Below are 16,763 nucleotides of genomic sequence, written 5' to 3'. Positions count from 1 at the left end.
GAGGATAAAAAAACAAATTATTTGGAGGTAAATTGTAATGGCAGTTATTACCATGAAACAATTACTAGAAGCTGGTGTACATTTTGGTCACCAAACACGTCGTTGGAACCCTAAGATGAAGAAGTATATCTTTACAGAACGTAACGGTATCTACATCATTGACTTACAAAAAACAGTTAAGTTAATTGATGATGCATATGACTTCATTAAAGATGCTGCAAGTGATGACGGCGTAGTATTATTTGTTGGTACAAAGAAGCAAGCACAAGAAGCTATCGAAGAAGAAGCAAAGCGTGCAGGTCAATACTATGTTAACCATCGTTGGTTAGGTGGTACTTTGACTAACTGGAATACAATTCAAAAGCGTATTAAGAAGTTAAAAGAAATCAAGGCAATGGCTGAAGATGGTACTTTTGATCGCTTACCTAAGAAGGAAGTTGCTTTGTTAATTAAACAAAGAGATCGTTTAGAAAAATTCCTTGGTGGTATTGAAGATATGCCACGTATTCCTGATGTATTGTTCATCGTTGATCCTCGTAAAGAACGTATCGCTGTTAAGGAAGCTCAAAAATTGAACATTCCTATTGTTGCTATGGTTGATACAAACGCAGATCCTGATGAAATTGATGTTAAGATTCCATCAAACGACGATGCAATTCGTGCAGTTCGTTTAATCACTTCTAAGATGGCAGATGCTATCATTGAAGGTCGTCAAGGTGAAGATGATGCACCTGTTACTGAAGATACATTTGAAAATACAGATGATCAAGTTGATTCAATCGAAGATATCGTTGAAGCTGTAGAAGGCGACAATGATAGCACAGATGCTGAATAGTTAGTTAACTTAGGCTGTCTCGAATTTGTGGGCAAATAGCCTCAGTTTGAGACAGCTTTTTTAGTAATTTTAATTTTAAGGAGGCCAATTAAGATGGCAAAGATTTCTGCTGCTCAAGTAAAAGAGTTACGTGATAAAACAGGCGTTGGTATGATGGACGCTAAAAAAGCTTTAGTTGCTGTAGAAGGTGACATGGAAAAAGCTATTGATTTCTTACGTGAAAAAGGTATGGCAAAAGCTGCTAAGAAGAGTGATCGTGTTGCTGCTGAAGGTTTAGCAAACGTTGCTGTAAATGGTAATAAGGCTGTTATTGTTGAAGTTAACGCTGAAACAGACTTTGTTGCACAAAATGATCAATTTAAAGCATTAGTAAAGCATATTGCAGACGTTATTGCTGAAAACACACCTGCTGATGTAGAAGCTGCTTTACAATTAAAGACAGATAAAGGTACTCTTAACGATGAATTAATTGAAGCTACACAAGTTATTGGTGAAAAGATTAGTTTACGTCGTTTTGAAGTTGTTGAAAAGGCAGACGCTGACAACTTTGGTGCATACTTACACGATGGTGGACGTATTGCTGTATTGTCAGTAGTAGAAGGTGCTGATGAAGCTACAGCTAAGGATGTTGCTATGCACGTTGCTGCTATTAATCCTAAATATGTAAACCGTGATGAAGTTCCAGAAGCTGAAGTTGCACATGAAAAGGAAGTTCTTACAGAAGAAGCTAAGAATGAAGGCAAGCCAGAAAAAATCATTGAAAAAATGGTTGCTGGTCGCTTGAACAAGTTCTTTGCAGAAGTTGCATTAGATGATCAAGACTTTGTTAAGGATCCTGATTTAACAGTTGCAAAATATGTTGCTTCTAAGAATGGTAAGGTAAAATCTTTTGTTCGTTATGAAGTTGGCGAAGGTATTGAAAAGAAAGAAGAAAACTTTGCTGAAGAAGTAATGTCTCAAATTAAATAATATTTAATTTAGTTGCTGTAAATGTTGGTTTATCAACGTTTATGGCAACTTTTTTTGTACTTTTATATAGTATTAATAAGTTTATGTCGATTGTCGTATAGGAAATACTACTTAGTTAATGTTAAATAAAATAATAATTCAGCACTTGTAAAAGAATAATATTATGTTATAATAAAATTTTGTATAAATATAGTGATCAATTTTAAAATTAAGATTCTTTATAGCTAATGTATGGTATAATTATACGTGAAAGAATTTTGTAGGAAATTGTCAAAGGAGGGTTGGACATGCTGAGGAAAACAAAGAATTTTTTGAAGGCCAATGGAGTTTACTACGAAAAAGAACATGTTAATCCACTAATGGTTCCTGAGAGAGTTTATGTATTAAAATTTGGAATCGATGAAAAAACAATGAATAATCGTTTTATCGTCGAATATACGTATACATGGACTGGAAGAATTAAGATTAATAAGATTTCCTTACGTTTACATGGACAGCAACATCCGCGTGAATTCAGAAATGAGGCACAGTTGTTACAATATTTAAAGAAACATTCTAAGAGATATGTAAAAGGTAAAGAAATATCAAATAAAAAACGTAGTAAATAGTAAATGAACTATAATTAAATAAAAATCCGTTCAAGAACTTGTTAAAATTCTTGAACGGATTTTTTAATTTTCAGTATGTAGTTTTAAATGTTCATCTCTAGATATTTTTCCCATGTCTAAAAGAGTATCAGCAATAGTATTGAGAACAAATTGACGATCTGATTTATTTTCTACAAAATCGTATTTATCGCCGTCTATTACTAGTAATAGGGATTTATCATAAGTACGTTCCCATTCGTCGTAGAATTCTAATAATCGTTTATAGTAATCTACTAAAGAAGGATCATTTGTAACCTGTTCATATTCACGTCCTCGTTTTTCAATACGCTTGATCATTGTAGGATAAGAAACTTTAATTAGAATCATCAAGTCTTTATGATTTTTAGGGGTTGCTAATTTAATTTCATCTAGCATATTTTTTAATAATTCTTGATAAATTTGATACTCTATTTGGGTTGCATTACCTAATTCTGTATTCATTCTCATGAACATAGCGTCTTCATAGATAGATCTATCTAATATGTTATTATCCCCACGCATAGCTTCTTTTATCATTTTGAAACGACGATTTAAGAAGAAAGTTTGTAAAAGGTAAGTATAAGGATTGGTTACATCGGTAGCACCAGCAGCTCTTTTTTTTGCTGCCAATTCATTTCCTTTATAAAATAGTGGTAAAACAGGATTATCAGTAACTGGTTCAAAGAAAGGTGTAGTATTTAATTCTTGAGATAATAATTTTGTTAAACTAGACTTTCCAGAACCAATAATTCCAGCTAAAGTTATCAAAAGTAATTCCTCCGTTAAAATAAACTTACATTTAATTTTACCTTAAGTGAAGCAATAATTCCAAAATATTATTATTTAGTGATAAAGTTCGTATTTTTGTGATATAAGTGTACTTTTTACCACGTATTTAAAAATAAAATTCGAATTTTACTTTGACATCTAAGGCGCATTTTGCTATTCTATGTTTGTCTAGGAGGGATAATTTTGAAAAGAGAAGTAGCAATTGTAATGGGTAGTATTTCTGATTGGAATACTATGAAAGAGGCAGCTGAAATTTTAGAAAATTTTGGAGTAAACTATGATAAAAAAGTTATTTCAGCTCATAGAATGCCAAAAGAAATGTTCGTCTTTTCTGAAACCGCAAAGGATAAAGGGTTAAAAGTAATTATAGCTGGAGCTGGTGGTGCTGCACATCTTCCGGGAATGGTAGCAGCTAACACTATACTACCTGTTATTGGAGTCCCAGTTAAATCGTGTGCATTAAATGGAATGGATTCATTATTGTCGATTGTACAAATGCCAGCTGGAATTCCAGTAGCTACTACAGCAATTGGTGCTTCAGGTGCTAAGAATGCAGCATTATTGGCGTTGCAAATTTTGGGAATTAATGATGAAGAAATAGCTGAAAAATTAGTTTTATTTAGAAAAAAACAGCATGATGATGCAGAAAAGAGCGGTGAGCAACTTGGATAGTATGATAATGCAAGGAAAAACAATTGGAATTATCGGTGGAGGACAGTTAGGGCAAATGTTGTCATTTTCTGCAAAAAAAGCTGGAATGAGAGTTATAATCTTGGATCCTAATCCAGATTGCTCAGCGGGACAAGTTTCAGATGAACAGATTGTAGCACCTTATGATGATATAGACGCAATAGAGGAACTAGCTGATAAGGCCGATGTATTAACCTATGAATTTGAAAATGTTGATCTTAACGCATTAGAGAATGTTAGTAGCAAAGTAGAAATCCCTCAAGGTACGGAATTATTAAGAATTACTAAAGATAGAATAAGAGAAAAAACTTTTTTGCAAAAAAGTGGGTTAAAAGTAGCCCCATTTGCTGAGATAAATAAATTTTCAGATTTAAAAAAAGAGATAAATGAAATAGGTTATCCAGCAATCTTAAAAACATGCGAAGGAGGGTATGATGGTAAAGGACAATTAGTTCTCAATTCAGAAAAAGATTTAGTTGAAGCTGATGAAATTATAAAGTTAGGACAATGTATTTTAGAAGGAAAAATAAACTTTCAAATGGAATGTTCGGTCATGGTAGGAAGAAATCTTAGAGGTGAAATTACTGCATTTCCAGTAAGCGAAAATATCCATCGTAACCAGATATTACACGAAAGTATTGTACCAGCTAGAATTTCGAGTGAATTACAAGAAAAAGCAAAAGAAACAGCGGTAAAAGTAGCTGAAAGCTTGAATTTGTGTGGAATCTTAGGAATTGAAATGTTTATAGGTGAGGATAATGAGATTTACATAAATGAATTGGCACCTAGACCACATAATTCAGGACATTACTCAATAGAAGCATGTAATTTTTCACAGTTTGATATTCATAATAGAGCTATATGTAATTGGCCATTACCTAAAATTGAGCTATTAAAGCCAGTAGTGATGGTGAATGTTTTAGGACAACATGTTGAGAAAACACAAGAATTGATACCAAAAAAACCTACATGGCAATTCCATGATTATGGTAAAGGTGAAATTCGTGTTGATAGAAAAATGGGACATGTTACAATATTAACAGATGATATAAATAAAACACTTGATGAGATTGCATCAACTCATGTATGGGATTAAAGGAGAGTAAAATGATTTCACGTTATACACGTCCAGAAATGGCAGCAATTTGGAATGATGAAAAAAAATACGAATGTTGGTTAGCAGTTGAGTTAGCTGCGGATGAAGCTTGGGCAAAGCTTGGTCATATTCCTGATGAAGATGTTGAAAAATTGAAAAAAAATGCAAAGATAAATGTAGATCGTATTGCAGAAATAGAAGAAGTAACACACCATGATGTTATTGCATTTACGCGTGCTTTATCTGAAACATTAGGTGATGAAAAGAAATGGGTTCATTATGGATTGACGAGTACAGATGTCGTTGATACTGCCTATGGTTATCAATTAAAGCAAGTAAATGATATTTTACGTAAAGATTTACAAGAATTTAAAGAAATTGTTGCTCGTAAAGCTAAAAAGTATAAGAATACTGTTATGATGGGACGCACTCATGGAGTTCATGCAGAACCTACTACATTTGGCTTGAAATTAGCAAGATGGTATTCTGAGATTAATCGTGATATTGAACGTTTTGAACATGCTGCTAAGGGTGTAGAAGCTGGTAAAATTAGTGGTGCTGTTGGTACATTTGCAAATATTGATCCTTTTGTTGAAAAATATGTATGTGATAAATTAGGAATTAGAGCACAAGAAATTTCTAGTCAAGTTTTACCAAGAGATTTACATGCTGAATACTTATCTGCATTGGCTTTAATTGCTACAAGTTTGGAAGAATTTGCAACTGAAATTAGAGGATTGCAAAAATCTGAAACACGTGAAGTAGAAGAATATTTTGCAAAAGGTCAAAAGGGATCTTCTGCAATGCCACATAAGCGTAATCCTATTGGTTCTGAAAATATCTGCGGATTAGCTAGAGTTTGCCGAGGACATATGGTAACTGCCTTTGAAAATGTTTCTTTATGGCATGAACGTGATATCTCTCATTCATCAGCAGAAAGAATAATTTTACCTGATACTACAATTTTGATTGATTACATGTTACATCGTTTTGGAAAGATTGTTGAGAATTTAACAGTCTTCCCTGAAAATATGAAACGTAATATGGATAGAACATTTGGATTGATTTATAGTGGACGTGTACTTTTGAAATTAATCGATACAGGAATGAGTAGAGAAGAGGCATACGACTTAATTCAACCAAAAACTGCTGAATCTTGGGATAAGCAAGTTCCATTCCGCCCTTTGTTAGAGCAAGATGAAGAAATTTCTAAGCGTTTATCCAAAGAAGATTTAGATGATGCGTTTGATTATCATTGGCATTTACGTCATGTAGATGACATTTTTAAACGTGTGGGATTAGAATAATAAAATATATATTAACAGAAGTGTATTTTATAATATGCTTCTGTTTTTTTGGTTTAAAATACTTGTATTTTGAGATAATTATATGATAAAAGTAATTTGAAGGAAGTGATGAAATGTGTACAAGTGTTAGTGTTATTTCTGAAGATGGAACACATGTTATGGGAAGAACAATGGATTGGTATGATCTTTATGTGAAACCTATGTATATTCCTAGGGGATATCAGTGGAAATCAGCATTTGATAATAAAAAATATACAAACAAATATGCTATAGTTGGTGGAGGTTTTCAAGATAATAATTATATTGATTTAAGTGATGGAGTTAATGAATGTGGGTTGATGGCCCAAAAATTGACATTTTCTAATGGAGCACAATTGGTTGATGATAAGCATGATGATAAAATCCAACTTGAAGCATATGAATTTGTTACTTATATACTTGGAAATTTTTCTTCAGTAACTGAAGTAGAAGAAAATATAGAGAAAATTGAACTTATGAGTAATGTAATTAATAATACAAAACATGGTGGATCAGAGTTACATTTTAGTCTTTCAGATGAGAGTGGACGAAATATTATAGTTGAACCTAGTCAGCACCCAATGAGAATAATTGATAATCCTTTAGGGGTAGTAACTAATATGCCTAAATTTGAGCGTCAGTTGGCAAAATTAGAAAATTATATGGAATTTACTGATGAATTTAAAGAAAATTCGATTAAATATGGAAAATTTCATGTAACTACTGGAAAACTGGGTGGCAAGAAGACACCACCGGGATCTTACTCTCCAAGCCAAAGATTTATTCGTGCATCTTATTTAAAGGAACTTGTTGATAAGCCTAAAACACGCGATGAAGCCGCATCGTTAGCGTTTGGTATATTAGATACAGTTTCAATTCCTAAGAGTAAAGCACATAGACCGACGTATACAGTTTATAGAGCAGTTACGGTATCAGAGGATAGGACTTATTATTATCAAGCAAATGGGCGAGCTACAGTTAGTGGAATTAAATTAGATGAAGAGCTAATGCAAAATACAGAACCGATAGTATTTAATGTATCGAATATATGGAATCCACAAATGTTAAGTTAATAAAAAAGTTGCAGACTTCAAGATCTGCAACTAAAAATAAAAAAGATCAGGACAAAATCCTGATCTAATAATTATGAAATGATCCGGGTGAGATTCGAACTCACGACCGTTCGCTTAGAAGGCGAATGCTCTATCCAGCTGAGCTACCAGACCATCACAACAAAAATTATTATATGGTATATACTTATAAATGTCAATTGATTTTTTCTAAATAATAATATTTTTTTGTTAGAAGAATATTTTTCTAATGATATTAGAATTGATTGCTATAAATAGTTTTAAGTATAACTTTAATGATAGGCATTTTTGTGGTAAAATGTTAAAATTGCAATGAGTAGAATTTAAGATATAATTTATTTGTCATTATTATATAGGAGTGTCGTATATGAGCAGAATTTTAATAATTGAGGACGAAAAAAATTTATCTCGTTTTGTTGAACTTGAATTACAACATGAAGGATATGAGACAGAAGTATGTAAAAATGGACGACAAGGTTTAGAGTTGGCACTGGACGAAGATTGGGATGCCATTTTATTAGATTTAATGTTACCTGAGTTAAATGGTTTGGAAGTTTGTCGTCGTGTTCGTCAAGTGAAGAATACACCAATTATCATGATGACTGCAAGAGATTCAGTTATCGATAGAGTTTCAGGTCTAGATCATGGAGCAGATGACTATATTGTAAAACCATTTGCTATCGAAGAATTACTAGCAAGATTAAGAGCCGTTTTGCGCCGTGTAGAGCTAGAAAATGAACAAAACGGAAATAAACAAACAACACTAACATATCGCGACTTAACTATTGAAAAGGAAAATAGAGTTGTAAGACGTGGAGATGAAATCATAGAGTTAACTAAGAGAGAGTATGAACTACTATTAACGTTGATGGAAAATATAAATGTTGTTTTAGCTAGAGACACACTTTTGAAGAAAGTATGGGGATATGAAACACAAATAGAAACAAATGTTGTGGATGTTTATATCCGTTATTTACGTAATAAGATTGATCGTCCTGGAGAAGATAGCTATATCCAAACAGTGCGTGGTACTGGATATGTAATGCGTTCCTAAAAATTAAGGTGTTGATAATATGGAAACGACAAATGAAAAGAAAAAGAAAAAGTTTTTTTCGATTAACTTAAAATGGTCGTTGGGAACGGGTCTAGGTGTTGTTATAATTTTTGCTGTTTTTGCAACACTTTTATTTCAAAGTTTTTCCAGTCTTTTAATAAGACAAGAAAAGGGACATTCAGAAGAGGCGATGAATGCTGTAACTTTAAGGTTAGCGCAATCTAATAGTACACTTACAGATACTGGTGTAAGGGATATTCTTAGCTCTTCTTGGAATGATGATATTCAGAATAGGAAACAAGCAGCAATATATTCTGATTCTGTTTTGACTGCAACTTCAGGAAAAAATATAGGAATTAGTGTTTATAGTGTTAATAAAGAATTGCTATTTGCTTCTAGAGGAGTATTAGTAGATTTTTCTAGCAAAAATAAACAAAAAATTACGAAAATCAATGGACAAACTGTATATATAGTTAGAAGACCTGTTTATTCTAATAAAAGTGATAAATTAATTGGATATGTACAAGTCACTAATAAATTAGTAGATTACGATGCCACTAGACATAAGTTAATATTAATATTTATTGTTTTTGGTGTAACTGCTGGGTTAGCTAGTGCTTTAGTTGGATATGTACTTTCAGCATGGTTATTAAGGCCAATAGAACTTATAAATGAAACTATTGGTAAAATAAATACAGATGATGAAAGAGACTCCTTAGCTAACGTTAGAGTTCCGATTTTAAATCAAAATGATGAACTATCAGAATTAAGTAATTTATTTAATGATATGCTTGATAGAATGGAAAGATACATTCAACAACAACAACAATTTGTAGAAGATGTATCGCATGAATTGAGGACACCTGTAGCAATTATTCAAGGACATTTGGACTTATTAAGTAGATGGGGCAAGGATGATCCACAGATATTGGAAGAATCTATTTCAGCATCATTACAGGAAATAACAAGAATGAAAAGTTTAGTTCAAGAAATGTTAGATTTATCGAGAGCAGAACAAGTAGAGTTGCAATTTGGTAATGAAGTTAGCGATGCAAGAGAAGTAGGATTACAAGTATTCAATAATTTTAAGATGATACATCCAGATTTTACGTTTGTTTTGGATAATGATTTAAAAAATAATACACCAGTAAAAATTTATAGGAATCATTTGGAACAAGTGTTAATTATTCTAATGGATAATGCAGTAAAGTATTCTCAAGATAGAAAAGAAGTTCATATGTCAATTTCAAAGAATAGTAAGTTAGTTGAATTTGTTGTTCAAGATTTTGGGGTTGGAATTTCACAGGAAAATATAGATAAGATTTTTGATAGGTTTTATCGAGTTGACAAGGCACGTAGCCGAGATAAAGGTGGTAATGGACTTGGATTGTCAATTGCTAGAAAGTTAGTTGAAGGCTATCATGGATCTATGTCTGTTGAGAGTGTCGAAGGACAGGGTTCCTTATTTAGAATTTCTTTACCATTGGTAGACTTAGATAATAAAAAATAGGAAGTATGGCAAGTAAGTCATACTTCTTATTTTTTATATAGCTTTAAGAATGAAATTGGTTAAAAAAGAGGCTAGGGGAAAACCATATTTTTAGATGAATTTTAGAAAATAGTTATATTAAAAGCCGCTAGGAATCAACGTTTTTAGTAACGCGATTTCTAGCGGCTTTTTCTAGTCTCGATATAAAAAGTTATATTTGATCATTTCTTACGATTTTGCTTGCCAGCGTTTCTCTTGCGATTTTTTTCATGCATATCGTTAGAAACTGAGGTTACTTTCTTTTCATCATCAGTTTTCTTTGCAGGTGATTCAACGGTAACTTCTTTAATTGGTTTATTTTTCAGCTCTTTTTTAATATCCTTACGAATTCTAGGACGCATGAAATTAATAATTAGAGTTTGGATGCAAGCAAAAATACCACCAATAAAGAAATATAATCCTAAACCAGCAGGGGAAATGTATGTCATTCCGGTTAGCATTACTGGAGATACAATAATCATTGATTGCATTTGCTTTTTTTGTTCTTCAGGTAGTCCTAATGTAGACAACCAACCTTGTAAAGCATAAATAACAAATGTTAGTACAACAAAAGTAAAACTTCTATGACCTAAGTTGATCCCCATAAAAGTTGTTTTAGATAACTCAGGAGAATATTGTATTGCCGCATATAAAGCAGCAAAGATAGGCATTTGTATAAGCAATGGAAGACAACCAATTCCACCAACCATAGAAATATTATTTTCTTGGTAAAGTTTCATCATAGCTTGACTAGCAGCATTTCTTTCTTCAGGAGTCTTAGCATTTTTTTGCTGTTCTTGAATTTTAGCAAGTTGAGGTCTAATCATTGCAATTTTTTCTTGTTGAATGGTTGCTTTTTTAGATTGATTAATCATAATAGGCATCATAATTAATCGAACAATGAAAGTAATAACTATGATTGACCAGCCATAGCTTCCACCTAGAACACCGGATAGCCATTCCAATAAATGTTGAGTAGGTATAGCTAACTTTTCGTAAATGAATCCATAGGGTTTTCCATCCTTGGTTCTTTGTACACAACCACTTAATAATAGAGCGATTGTGAGAAATGAAGGTAATAGTATGTATTTTTTATTTTTATTCATTAATAATTCCCTTTCATATTTATTCTGTAGAATACTATACTTGATTAAACGTTTTTTTTCAATATAAAAATAAACAAGCGGATACAGTGAAACGCTTGTTTAAACAACTAATAAGTTACAGAAAAGTCATTATATGTTTTTACAGGAATTTCTGAAACTTCAATTTTTGTAACTTTAGCAAATGGATTTTTGGGAGCTTTTATAGAAGATATGAATTGCGATAGTAATAAACTATTTCCTTGTGCTTCAATATAAACAGTTCCATCGCTTTGATTACGTACGATTCCCTTAATACCCATATTATCAGCGATAGCTTTAGTTGTATAACGGAATCCAACACCTTGGACGGTACCGAAAACAATAATCTTATAATTTTTCAAACTTATCACCACCTTTTATCATTATACTAAAAAATAAGACATGAACGTTTAATAACCTTAAAAAACGTGATAACATAAGTTAGATAACTAATTGAAAGTAGAGTGTATATTGATGGATATAGGAATTGATAAAATTAATTTTTTTACTTCTAATTTATACGTAGACATGACTGAACTAGCAATTACCAGAAATGAAGATCCAGATAAATATCTTATAGGTATAGGTCAAAGTAAAATGGCAGTAATCCCACCTACTCAAGATATAGTTACAATGGGTGCGAATGCTGCAGAATCTATGCTCACGGATGAAGATAAAGAAGACATTGATTTGGTAATTGTGGGGACAGAATCAGGGATAGATAATTCTAAATCAGCAGCTGCTTATATTGCTGATTTGTTAGGCCTGAGAGATGATATTAGAACTTTTGAAATAAAGCAAGCATGTTATGGTGCAACAGCTGCGTTACAAATGGCTAAAGCACAAGTTGCGTTAAATCCGGATAGTAAAGCGTTAATTATAGGTGCAGATATTGCTAAATACGGATTGAATACTCCTGGTGAAGTAACACAAGGTGGTGGAGCAGTTGCAATGTTAGTTAGTGCTAATCCTAAATTATTGTCATTCGAAGGAGGTTCAACATATCTATCACGTAATATAATGGACTTTTGGAGACCTCTTGGACATAGTGAGGCTTTAGTTGATGGAAAATATTCATCAAACGTATATTTAGACTTTTTTAATAATGTTTATAGTAATTATAAAGATAAGACTGGATTTACTATTGATAATTTTGAAGCTCTTTTATTTCATTTGCCATATACTAAAATGGGATTAAAAGCATTACGAGAAGCACAAAAAGATGCAGATGCTAAAGTATCAGCTAAATTAACTCATAGATTTGAAGATTCACGCTTGTACAATCGACAAGTAGGCAATTTGTATACGGGTTCCTTATATTTAAGCCTATTATCATTATTAGAAAACAATGATGATTTAAAATCTGGTGACAGATTAGGTCTATTTAGTTATGGTTCTGGAGCACAGGGAGAATTCTTTGCTATGCTTTTGAGAAAGGATTATCGTAAATATTTAATGAATACAACAAATGAGTTTCTACAAAAAAGAACACGTATTTCTGTCGAAGAGTACGAAAAAATTTATTTAAGGAGCTTACATTATGAAAATAATAGTGAATTAGATTTAGATATGGATGATGCTCAATTTGTTTTAACAGGCATAAAGGAAAATCAAAGACAATATAAAAATAGAATTTAAATAATTTTTATTCTAATCTTAATTATGTCAAGCTTTAGAACTAAAGGAATATTTGGTAAAATAAGATTATAGTTTTATTTAAAAATTAATGATTATTAAGGAGAGTTCAAATGGCGGATTCAAACCAATTTAATTTATCAGACCATGACTATGCGACAAAAGAGTTATCTAACTCATTGATAAGCAAAATAGAATATTTAAAGGTTTTAAACGATGCTATTGACGAGCAAGACGACCGATTAGTTTATCAATTAATAGACGGTCAACGTTACTCCAAAGAAATTTTAAAAGCAAAACATAGCGTAGCAGATATAGAAAATGAAAGTTTAATTTTAGATGTTCATGATAAAATAAGTGCTTTTTTGAGTAAAAAGTTAATTACTTATTTACGTGAAATGTATCCTTTCTTTTATTTTGAAGAGATAGGTGTAGGGCGTTTTCAATTTTATTTTGGAAATTGGTGGGGACGACGCCTATTTGGTGAATTAGATGTATTGAATGTCGAATTCAAATTTAATGCTGAAGAATACGAAAAGTTATCTCGAGCATTTGAATTAGAAGTAGAGAATAAAAGATATAATACAGATGAAATTAATAAAATTTCTGAAGAGACAGATTCTTTACAAGAGTTAATAGACGGACAAGACAGTCGTGATCAACGTAAAGATGAAATAAGAAAAGAATTGAAGAGACAATCTCAGGAAAAAGTAAGTTTTTGGGAACAATCTAAACAAAAGGAACAAAGACAAAAGTTAATGTCGGAGTTATCAAAACTAACTGATTTAGATGAAGCAGCAAATAATGCGTATCAAAAGATTCGTGAAAATGAAGAAAAAGTTTTGAATTTATCGAAAGAAGATACATTATTAGGCTATGAAAAGCAAAGTATTATTACAAAGTTTGGTACATTTGAAAACTTTATTGACCATAATAATTCTCTATATCGTGATTATATTGCTGATTTAATTGCAAGAAAAGGGAGAGTAGATTAGTATGGAAAAAAATAATAGCAATGGTACTGTTACCTTTTACCCTAATAACTATGAAAATAGTGAGGAAGATGTACACTCTTTAAGTACTAAAGGAAGACTTCTTTCATATAACAATCAACTAAAAGATAGTTTACATAATGGATTGAAGTTCACAGAGTTATTGGATGAACTTATAGAAACTACGGATTCCCAAAATTTATTAAGAGCTGCAATGGAACTGACTCTATTTCAACTAGATACGGCTTATTTAGTTTTTCCTCAACAATATAGTCAATCTGATTATTATTTGATCTTTTTAAATAGATTATTACAGTTACATCAAAACGAACAGGTTATACTACAGTCATCCGATAGAAATGATGAATTGTATCATGAATTTCCAGGGATAAATCAAAATGGCTACTTCACTTTTAGAATAGATAATACAGAAGAAGGTGGGGCTTACTATACTGAAAAAAATACAGGTGAAATTTTGTTCTATCTTAACTTCCAAAGAAGAATTTTACATTTCAATAGTAGAGCTATCACTAACTTATTAGTTGTTGATTATAGCAAGACATACAATTATGAAACTGTGAAGAAGTTTGAGATGTATTTAATGGCTTTAGGAGAATATTTCAAAAAAGATTATGGATTTGATGTGGACTTTAACATTATGGATCCTTCCAATAGTACATTCTATCAATTTGGTAATACAGGTATTCCTCAAGCGGCTCTAGATAAATTATTTATTCAAGCTGCGAGAGAAAACTTTATGTTAGTAACAGGCTTGCATAATGAAGCTATTTTGAAACTGGATAATGGTGTTGAAGTTACAATTTATGATAAATCAATAGAAGATAGTAGTGCTACATTAAATAAGTGGGGATTAGTTGTTACAGATGATGATCATAAAGTATCTTGGTTTGATTTACTGTTCCAATATGATTTTATTCGTACATGGTACTTAGATAATTTAAGTAGTTTAGAAATACAATCTAATCCTTTATATTTCTAATTATAAATTTTTGCTGAGGGTCTAATTTATATGGATATTAATGAAATAGCTAAAAAAGTTAGAGGAAGAGAAATTAAGTTGTTTTTACCAACAAAAGTTTTAAATCCAGAAGAAAAAGTAGCTGGACTCTATGTAGGTTTAAATATTTATTTGGTAAAGATGATGGAAAATGTTCGTAATGAGAATAGAAAAGAACTTATAGAATATTTTTGTGAGACAATGGTATATTTTATAAGTATTGCTAATGAAAAGAAATGGCTCTACCTATTATTATTAAATGAAGAACAAATGTCAAATTTTAAGTCTAAATGGCATAGTAAATCATATAATAGTGTTTATTTAATTATTCAACAACAGATAAATAAGTGCTATTTTAGTCATCAAAGTACAGAATTTGTACATGCGTGGCATATGTTAATAAAATTTGGCTTGGTAGAATTAGGGATAAGTCCAGAAGAGATAGAAGATTATTTTAATCAATAAAACTAAGAATAATTTGAAATAAGCTTGCAAAAGAGTATTCATTCTTGATACTATTTATAGGTAGCTAATTGATGGGAATACTTATGTCTTTTATTTAATGTATTTCGCTAACATAATTTTAGGAGGATAAACAATGATTTCAGTTAACGAATTTAAAAATGGTTTAACTATTGAAGTAGATGGTGAACTATGGCGTGTTGTTGAATTTCAACATGTTAAGCCAGGTAAGGGATCTGCATTTGTACGTTCTAAATTAAAGAATTTACGTACAGGTGCTGTACAAGAAAAAACATTCCGTGCGGGTGAAAAAGTAAATCAAGCACAAATAGATCGTAAAAAGATGCAATATCTATATGCTGATGGTGATAACTATGTATTTATGGATACAAATACTTACGAACAGCTTGAATTACCAGGTTCACAAATCGAAGAAGAACTTAAATATATGAAAGAAAACATGGTAGTAAGTATCATCATGTTTGGTACAGAAACATTAGGTGTTGAATTACCTAATACAGTTGACTTGGAAGTTAAAGAAACAGAACCTGGCATCAAAGGTGATACATCTTCAGGTGGTTCTAAACCGGCTACAATGGAAACTGGCTTAGTAGTACAAGTTCCTTTCTTTGTTAGTGAAGGAGACGTTTTAACTATTAATACAAGTGACGGTACTTACATTTCACGTGCTTAGTTAAGAGGTGTTTTTAATGGCAGATAATATCGTCTTAAAAAACGAAGAAACAAATGATTTAGGTAGAATAGAGATGGCACCTGAAGTTTTGGAAATTATTATTGGAATTGCAGCTGCTAAGGTTGATGGAGTTTATTCAATGAGAGGATCATTGGCTAATAATATTTCTGCACTTCTTGGTCGTCAAAATCGTGGTAAAGGTGTAAAACTAAGTAATACAGATACAGATTTAGCTGTTGATGTATATACTTTCCTTAATTACGGTGTCTCTGTTCCTAAAGTAGCTAATGAAATTCAAGAAAAAGTACGACAACAAGTATTGTTTATGACTGGGATAGAATTAGCGGCAGTTAATGTTCATATTCAAGGTATGGTTCCAGAAAAAGAAGAACCTACAGTTGATCCTAACAACCTATTTGAAGAAAATGGTGACGAATAATGAGCTTGAGTAGACACGATATTAGAAAAATAGCATTTCAAACTTTGTTTGCATTAGGAAGTAATCCAGATGCAAATAGTGAAGACATTTATCGAGAATTACTAGATGAAGATAACAATGATTCTGATTTATCATATTTAAACGAACTTGTAGATGGTGTTCTAGACCATCAAAGTGAAATTGATATGGAAATTACTAAATATTTGAGAAAAAATTGGAATATTGGTCGACTTAATAAAACTGATTTGATTATCTTGAGAATAGCTATATTTGAAATTAAGTATAGTGATGTTGCTAGTAAGATTGCTGTTAATGAAGCTGTTGAATTGGCAAAGGAATTCAGTGATGATAAGTCATATAAATTTGTAAATGCTATTTTACAAAACTTAATATAAA

19 protein-coding genes and 1 tRNA gene are annotated in these 16,763 nt (G+C 31.5%); 16 read left to right on the top strand and 4 right to left on the bottom strand.

The window, feature by feature from the left end:
• Positions 1-37 precede the first annotated feature (37 nt).
• From rpsB to OZJ21_RS07695, 3 genes are all read left to right on the top strand, one after another.
• A complete protein-coding gene (gene rpsB, locus OZJ21_RS07705) occupies positions 38-835 on the top strand; it encodes a 30S ribosomal protein S2 (RefSeq protein ID WP_003699815.1) in 798 nt (265 codons plus the stop codon).
• Positions 836-928: 93 nt separating this feature from the next.
• Entirely contained in the window at positions 929-1,804 is an 876-nt protein-coding gene (gene tsf / locus OZJ21_RS07700; RefSeq protein WP_003699817.1) for a translation elongation factor Ts, read from the top strand.
• A gap of 287 nt (positions 1,805-2,091) precedes the next feature.
• Positions 2,092-2,412, top strand: coding sequence for a hypothetical protein (locus tag OZJ21_RS07695; protein ID WP_003699818.1), 321 nt, complete (start codon positions 2,092-2,094; stop codon positions 2,410-2,412).
• A 63-nt stretch (positions 2,413-2,475) separates the two neighbouring features.
• Here the strand turns inward: OZJ21_RS07695 and OZJ21_RS07690 are convergent, their stop codons facing one another.
• Positions 2,476-3,198 carry a deoxynucleoside kinase gene (locus OZJ21_RS07690; RefSeq protein ID WP_268857636.1) on the bottom strand — a complete coding sequence of 241 codons (723 nt, stop codon included), beginning with the start codon at positions 3,196-3,198 and terminating at the stop codon, positions 2,476-2,478.
• Between the two features lie 204 nt (positions 3,199-3,402).
• Between OZJ21_RS07690 and purE the strand changes: the two genes are divergently transcribed.
• The 4 genes from purE to OZJ21_RS07670 all read left to right on the top strand — a co-directional run bounded on the left by purE (position 3,403) and on the right by OZJ21_RS07670 (position 7,403).
• Positions 3,403-3,891, top strand: coding sequence for a 5-(carboxyamino)imidazole ribonucleotide mutase (gene purE / locus OZJ21_RS07685; protein ID WP_081533920.1), 489 nt, complete (start codon positions 3,403-3,405; stop codon positions 3,889-3,891).
• A 1-nt stretch (position 3,892) separates the two neighbouring features.
• Positions 3,893-5,005 carry a 5-(carboxyamino)imidazole ribonucleotide synthase gene (purK, locus tag OZJ21_RS07680; RefSeq protein ID WP_003705912.1) on the top strand — a complete coding sequence of 371 codons (1,113 nt, stop codon included), beginning with the start codon at positions 3,893-3,895 and terminating at the stop codon, positions 5,003-5,005.
• A gap of 11 nt (positions 5,006-5,016) precedes the next feature.
• On the top strand, positions 5,017-6,312 hold the full coding sequence (purB, locus tag OZJ21_RS07675) for an adenylosuccinate lyase (protein WP_003708065.1): 1,296 nt from the start codon (positions 5,017-5,019) through the stop codon (positions 6,310-6,312).
• A gap of 113 nt (positions 6,313-6,425) precedes the next feature.
• The gene (locus tag OZJ21_RS07670; RefSeq protein ID WP_003705917.1) at positions 6,426-7,403 is read left to right on the top strand and encodes a choloylglycine hydrolase family protein; all 978 of its coding nucleotides are present in this window, start codon (positions 6,426-6,428) and stop codon (positions 7,401-7,403) included.
• A 79-nt stretch (positions 7,404-7,482) separates the two neighbouring features.
• Here the strand turns inward: OZJ21_RS07670 and OZJ21_RS07665 are convergent.
• Positions 7,483-7,556 (bottom strand) — tRNA-Arg (locus OZJ21_RS07665).
• Between the two features lie 232 nt (positions 7,557-7,788).
• Between OZJ21_RS07665 and OZJ21_RS07660 the strand changes: the two genes are divergently transcribed.
• Entirely contained in the window at positions 7,789-8,475 is a 687-nt protein-coding gene (locus OZJ21_RS07660; RefSeq protein ID WP_003699827.1) for a response regulator transcription factor, read from the top strand.
• 19 nt (positions 8,476-8,494) lie between these two features.
• Complete coding sequence (locus OZJ21_RS07655) at positions 8,495-9,985, top strand: HAMP domain-containing sensor histidine kinase (protein WP_003708063.1); 1,491 nt, start codon at positions 8,495-8,497, stop codon at positions 9,983-9,985.
• A 200-nt stretch (positions 9,986-10,185) separates the two neighbouring features.
• On the opposite strand, the gene yidC is transcribed toward OZJ21_RS07655, so the two are convergent.
• Together yidC and OZJ21_RS07645 are read right to left on the bottom strand one after the other, a co-directional pair.
• On the bottom strand, positions 10,186-11,109 hold the full coding sequence (gene yidC / locus OZJ21_RS07650) for a membrane protein insertase YidC (protein ID WP_003709861.1): 924 nt from the start codon (positions 11,107-11,109) through the stop codon (positions 10,186-10,188).
• 107 nt (positions 11,110-11,216) lie between these two features.
• On the bottom strand, positions 11,217-11,489 hold the full coding sequence (locus OZJ21_RS07645; RefSeq protein ID WP_003705923.1) for an acylphosphatase: 273 nt from the start codon (positions 11,487-11,489) through the stop codon (positions 11,217-11,219).
• 112 nt (positions 11,490-11,601) lie between these two features.
• Here OZJ21_RS07645 and OZJ21_RS07640 point away from each other — a divergent pair, with 112 nt between their 5' ends.
• The 7 genes from OZJ21_RS07640 to nusB all read left to right on the top strand — a co-directional run bounded on the left by OZJ21_RS07640 (position 11,602) and on the right by nusB (position 16,762).
• Positions 11,602-12,765, top strand: a complete 1,164-nt coding sequence (locus OZJ21_RS07640) for a hydroxymethylglutaryl-CoA synthase (RefSeq protein ID WP_003705924.1) — start codon at positions 11,602-11,604, stop codon at positions 12,763-12,765.
• Positions 12,766-12,875: 110 nt separating this feature from the next.
• Entirely contained in the window at positions 12,876-13,757 is an 882-nt protein-coding gene (locus OZJ21_RS07635) for a hypothetical protein (RefSeq protein WP_003699835.1), read from the top strand.
• A gap of 1 nt (position 13,758) precedes the next feature.
• Positions 13,759-14,754 (top strand): hypothetical protein, encoded by a 996-nt coding sequence (locus OZJ21_RS07630; RefSeq protein WP_003704088.1) that lies wholly within the window; start codon positions 13,759-13,761, stop codon positions 14,752-14,754.
• 30 nt (positions 14,755-14,784) lie between these two features.
• The gene (locus OZJ21_RS07625) at positions 14,785-15,237 is read left to right on the top strand and encodes a hypothetical protein (RefSeq protein WP_003708058.1); all 453 of its coding nucleotides are present in this window, start codon (positions 14,785-14,787) and stop codon (positions 15,235-15,237) included.
• Positions 15,238-15,370: 133 nt separating this feature from the next.
• Positions 15,371-15,928 (top strand): elongation factor P, encoded by a 558-nt coding sequence (gene efp, locus OZJ21_RS07620; protein WP_003699839.1) that lies wholly within the window; start codon positions 15,371-15,373, stop codon positions 15,926-15,928.
• Between the two features lie 16 nt (positions 15,929-15,944).
• Positions 15,945-16,367 carry an Asp23/Gls24 family envelope stress response protein gene (locus OZJ21_RS07615; protein WP_003699841.1) on the top strand — a complete coding sequence of 141 codons (423 nt, stop codon included), beginning with the start codon at positions 15,945-15,947 and terminating at the stop codon, positions 16,365-16,367.
• Positions 16,367-16,762, top strand: a complete 396-nt coding sequence (gene nusB, locus OZJ21_RS07610; protein WP_003704084.1) for a transcription antitermination factor NusB — start codon at positions 16,367-16,369, stop codon at positions 16,760-16,762. Before OZJ21_RS07615 ends, nusB begins: the two co-directional genes overlap by 1 nt.
• Position 16,763: the final 1 nt, after the last annotated feature.

The sequence above is a fragment of the Ligilactobacillus sp. UO.C109 genome, assembly GCF_026847815.1.
Classification (GTDB): Bacteria; Bacillota; Bacilli; order Lactobacillales; family Lactobacillaceae; genus Ligilactobacillus; species Ligilactobacillus salivarius.
This window is presented reverse-complemented; position numbering and strand designations above follow the sequence as displayed.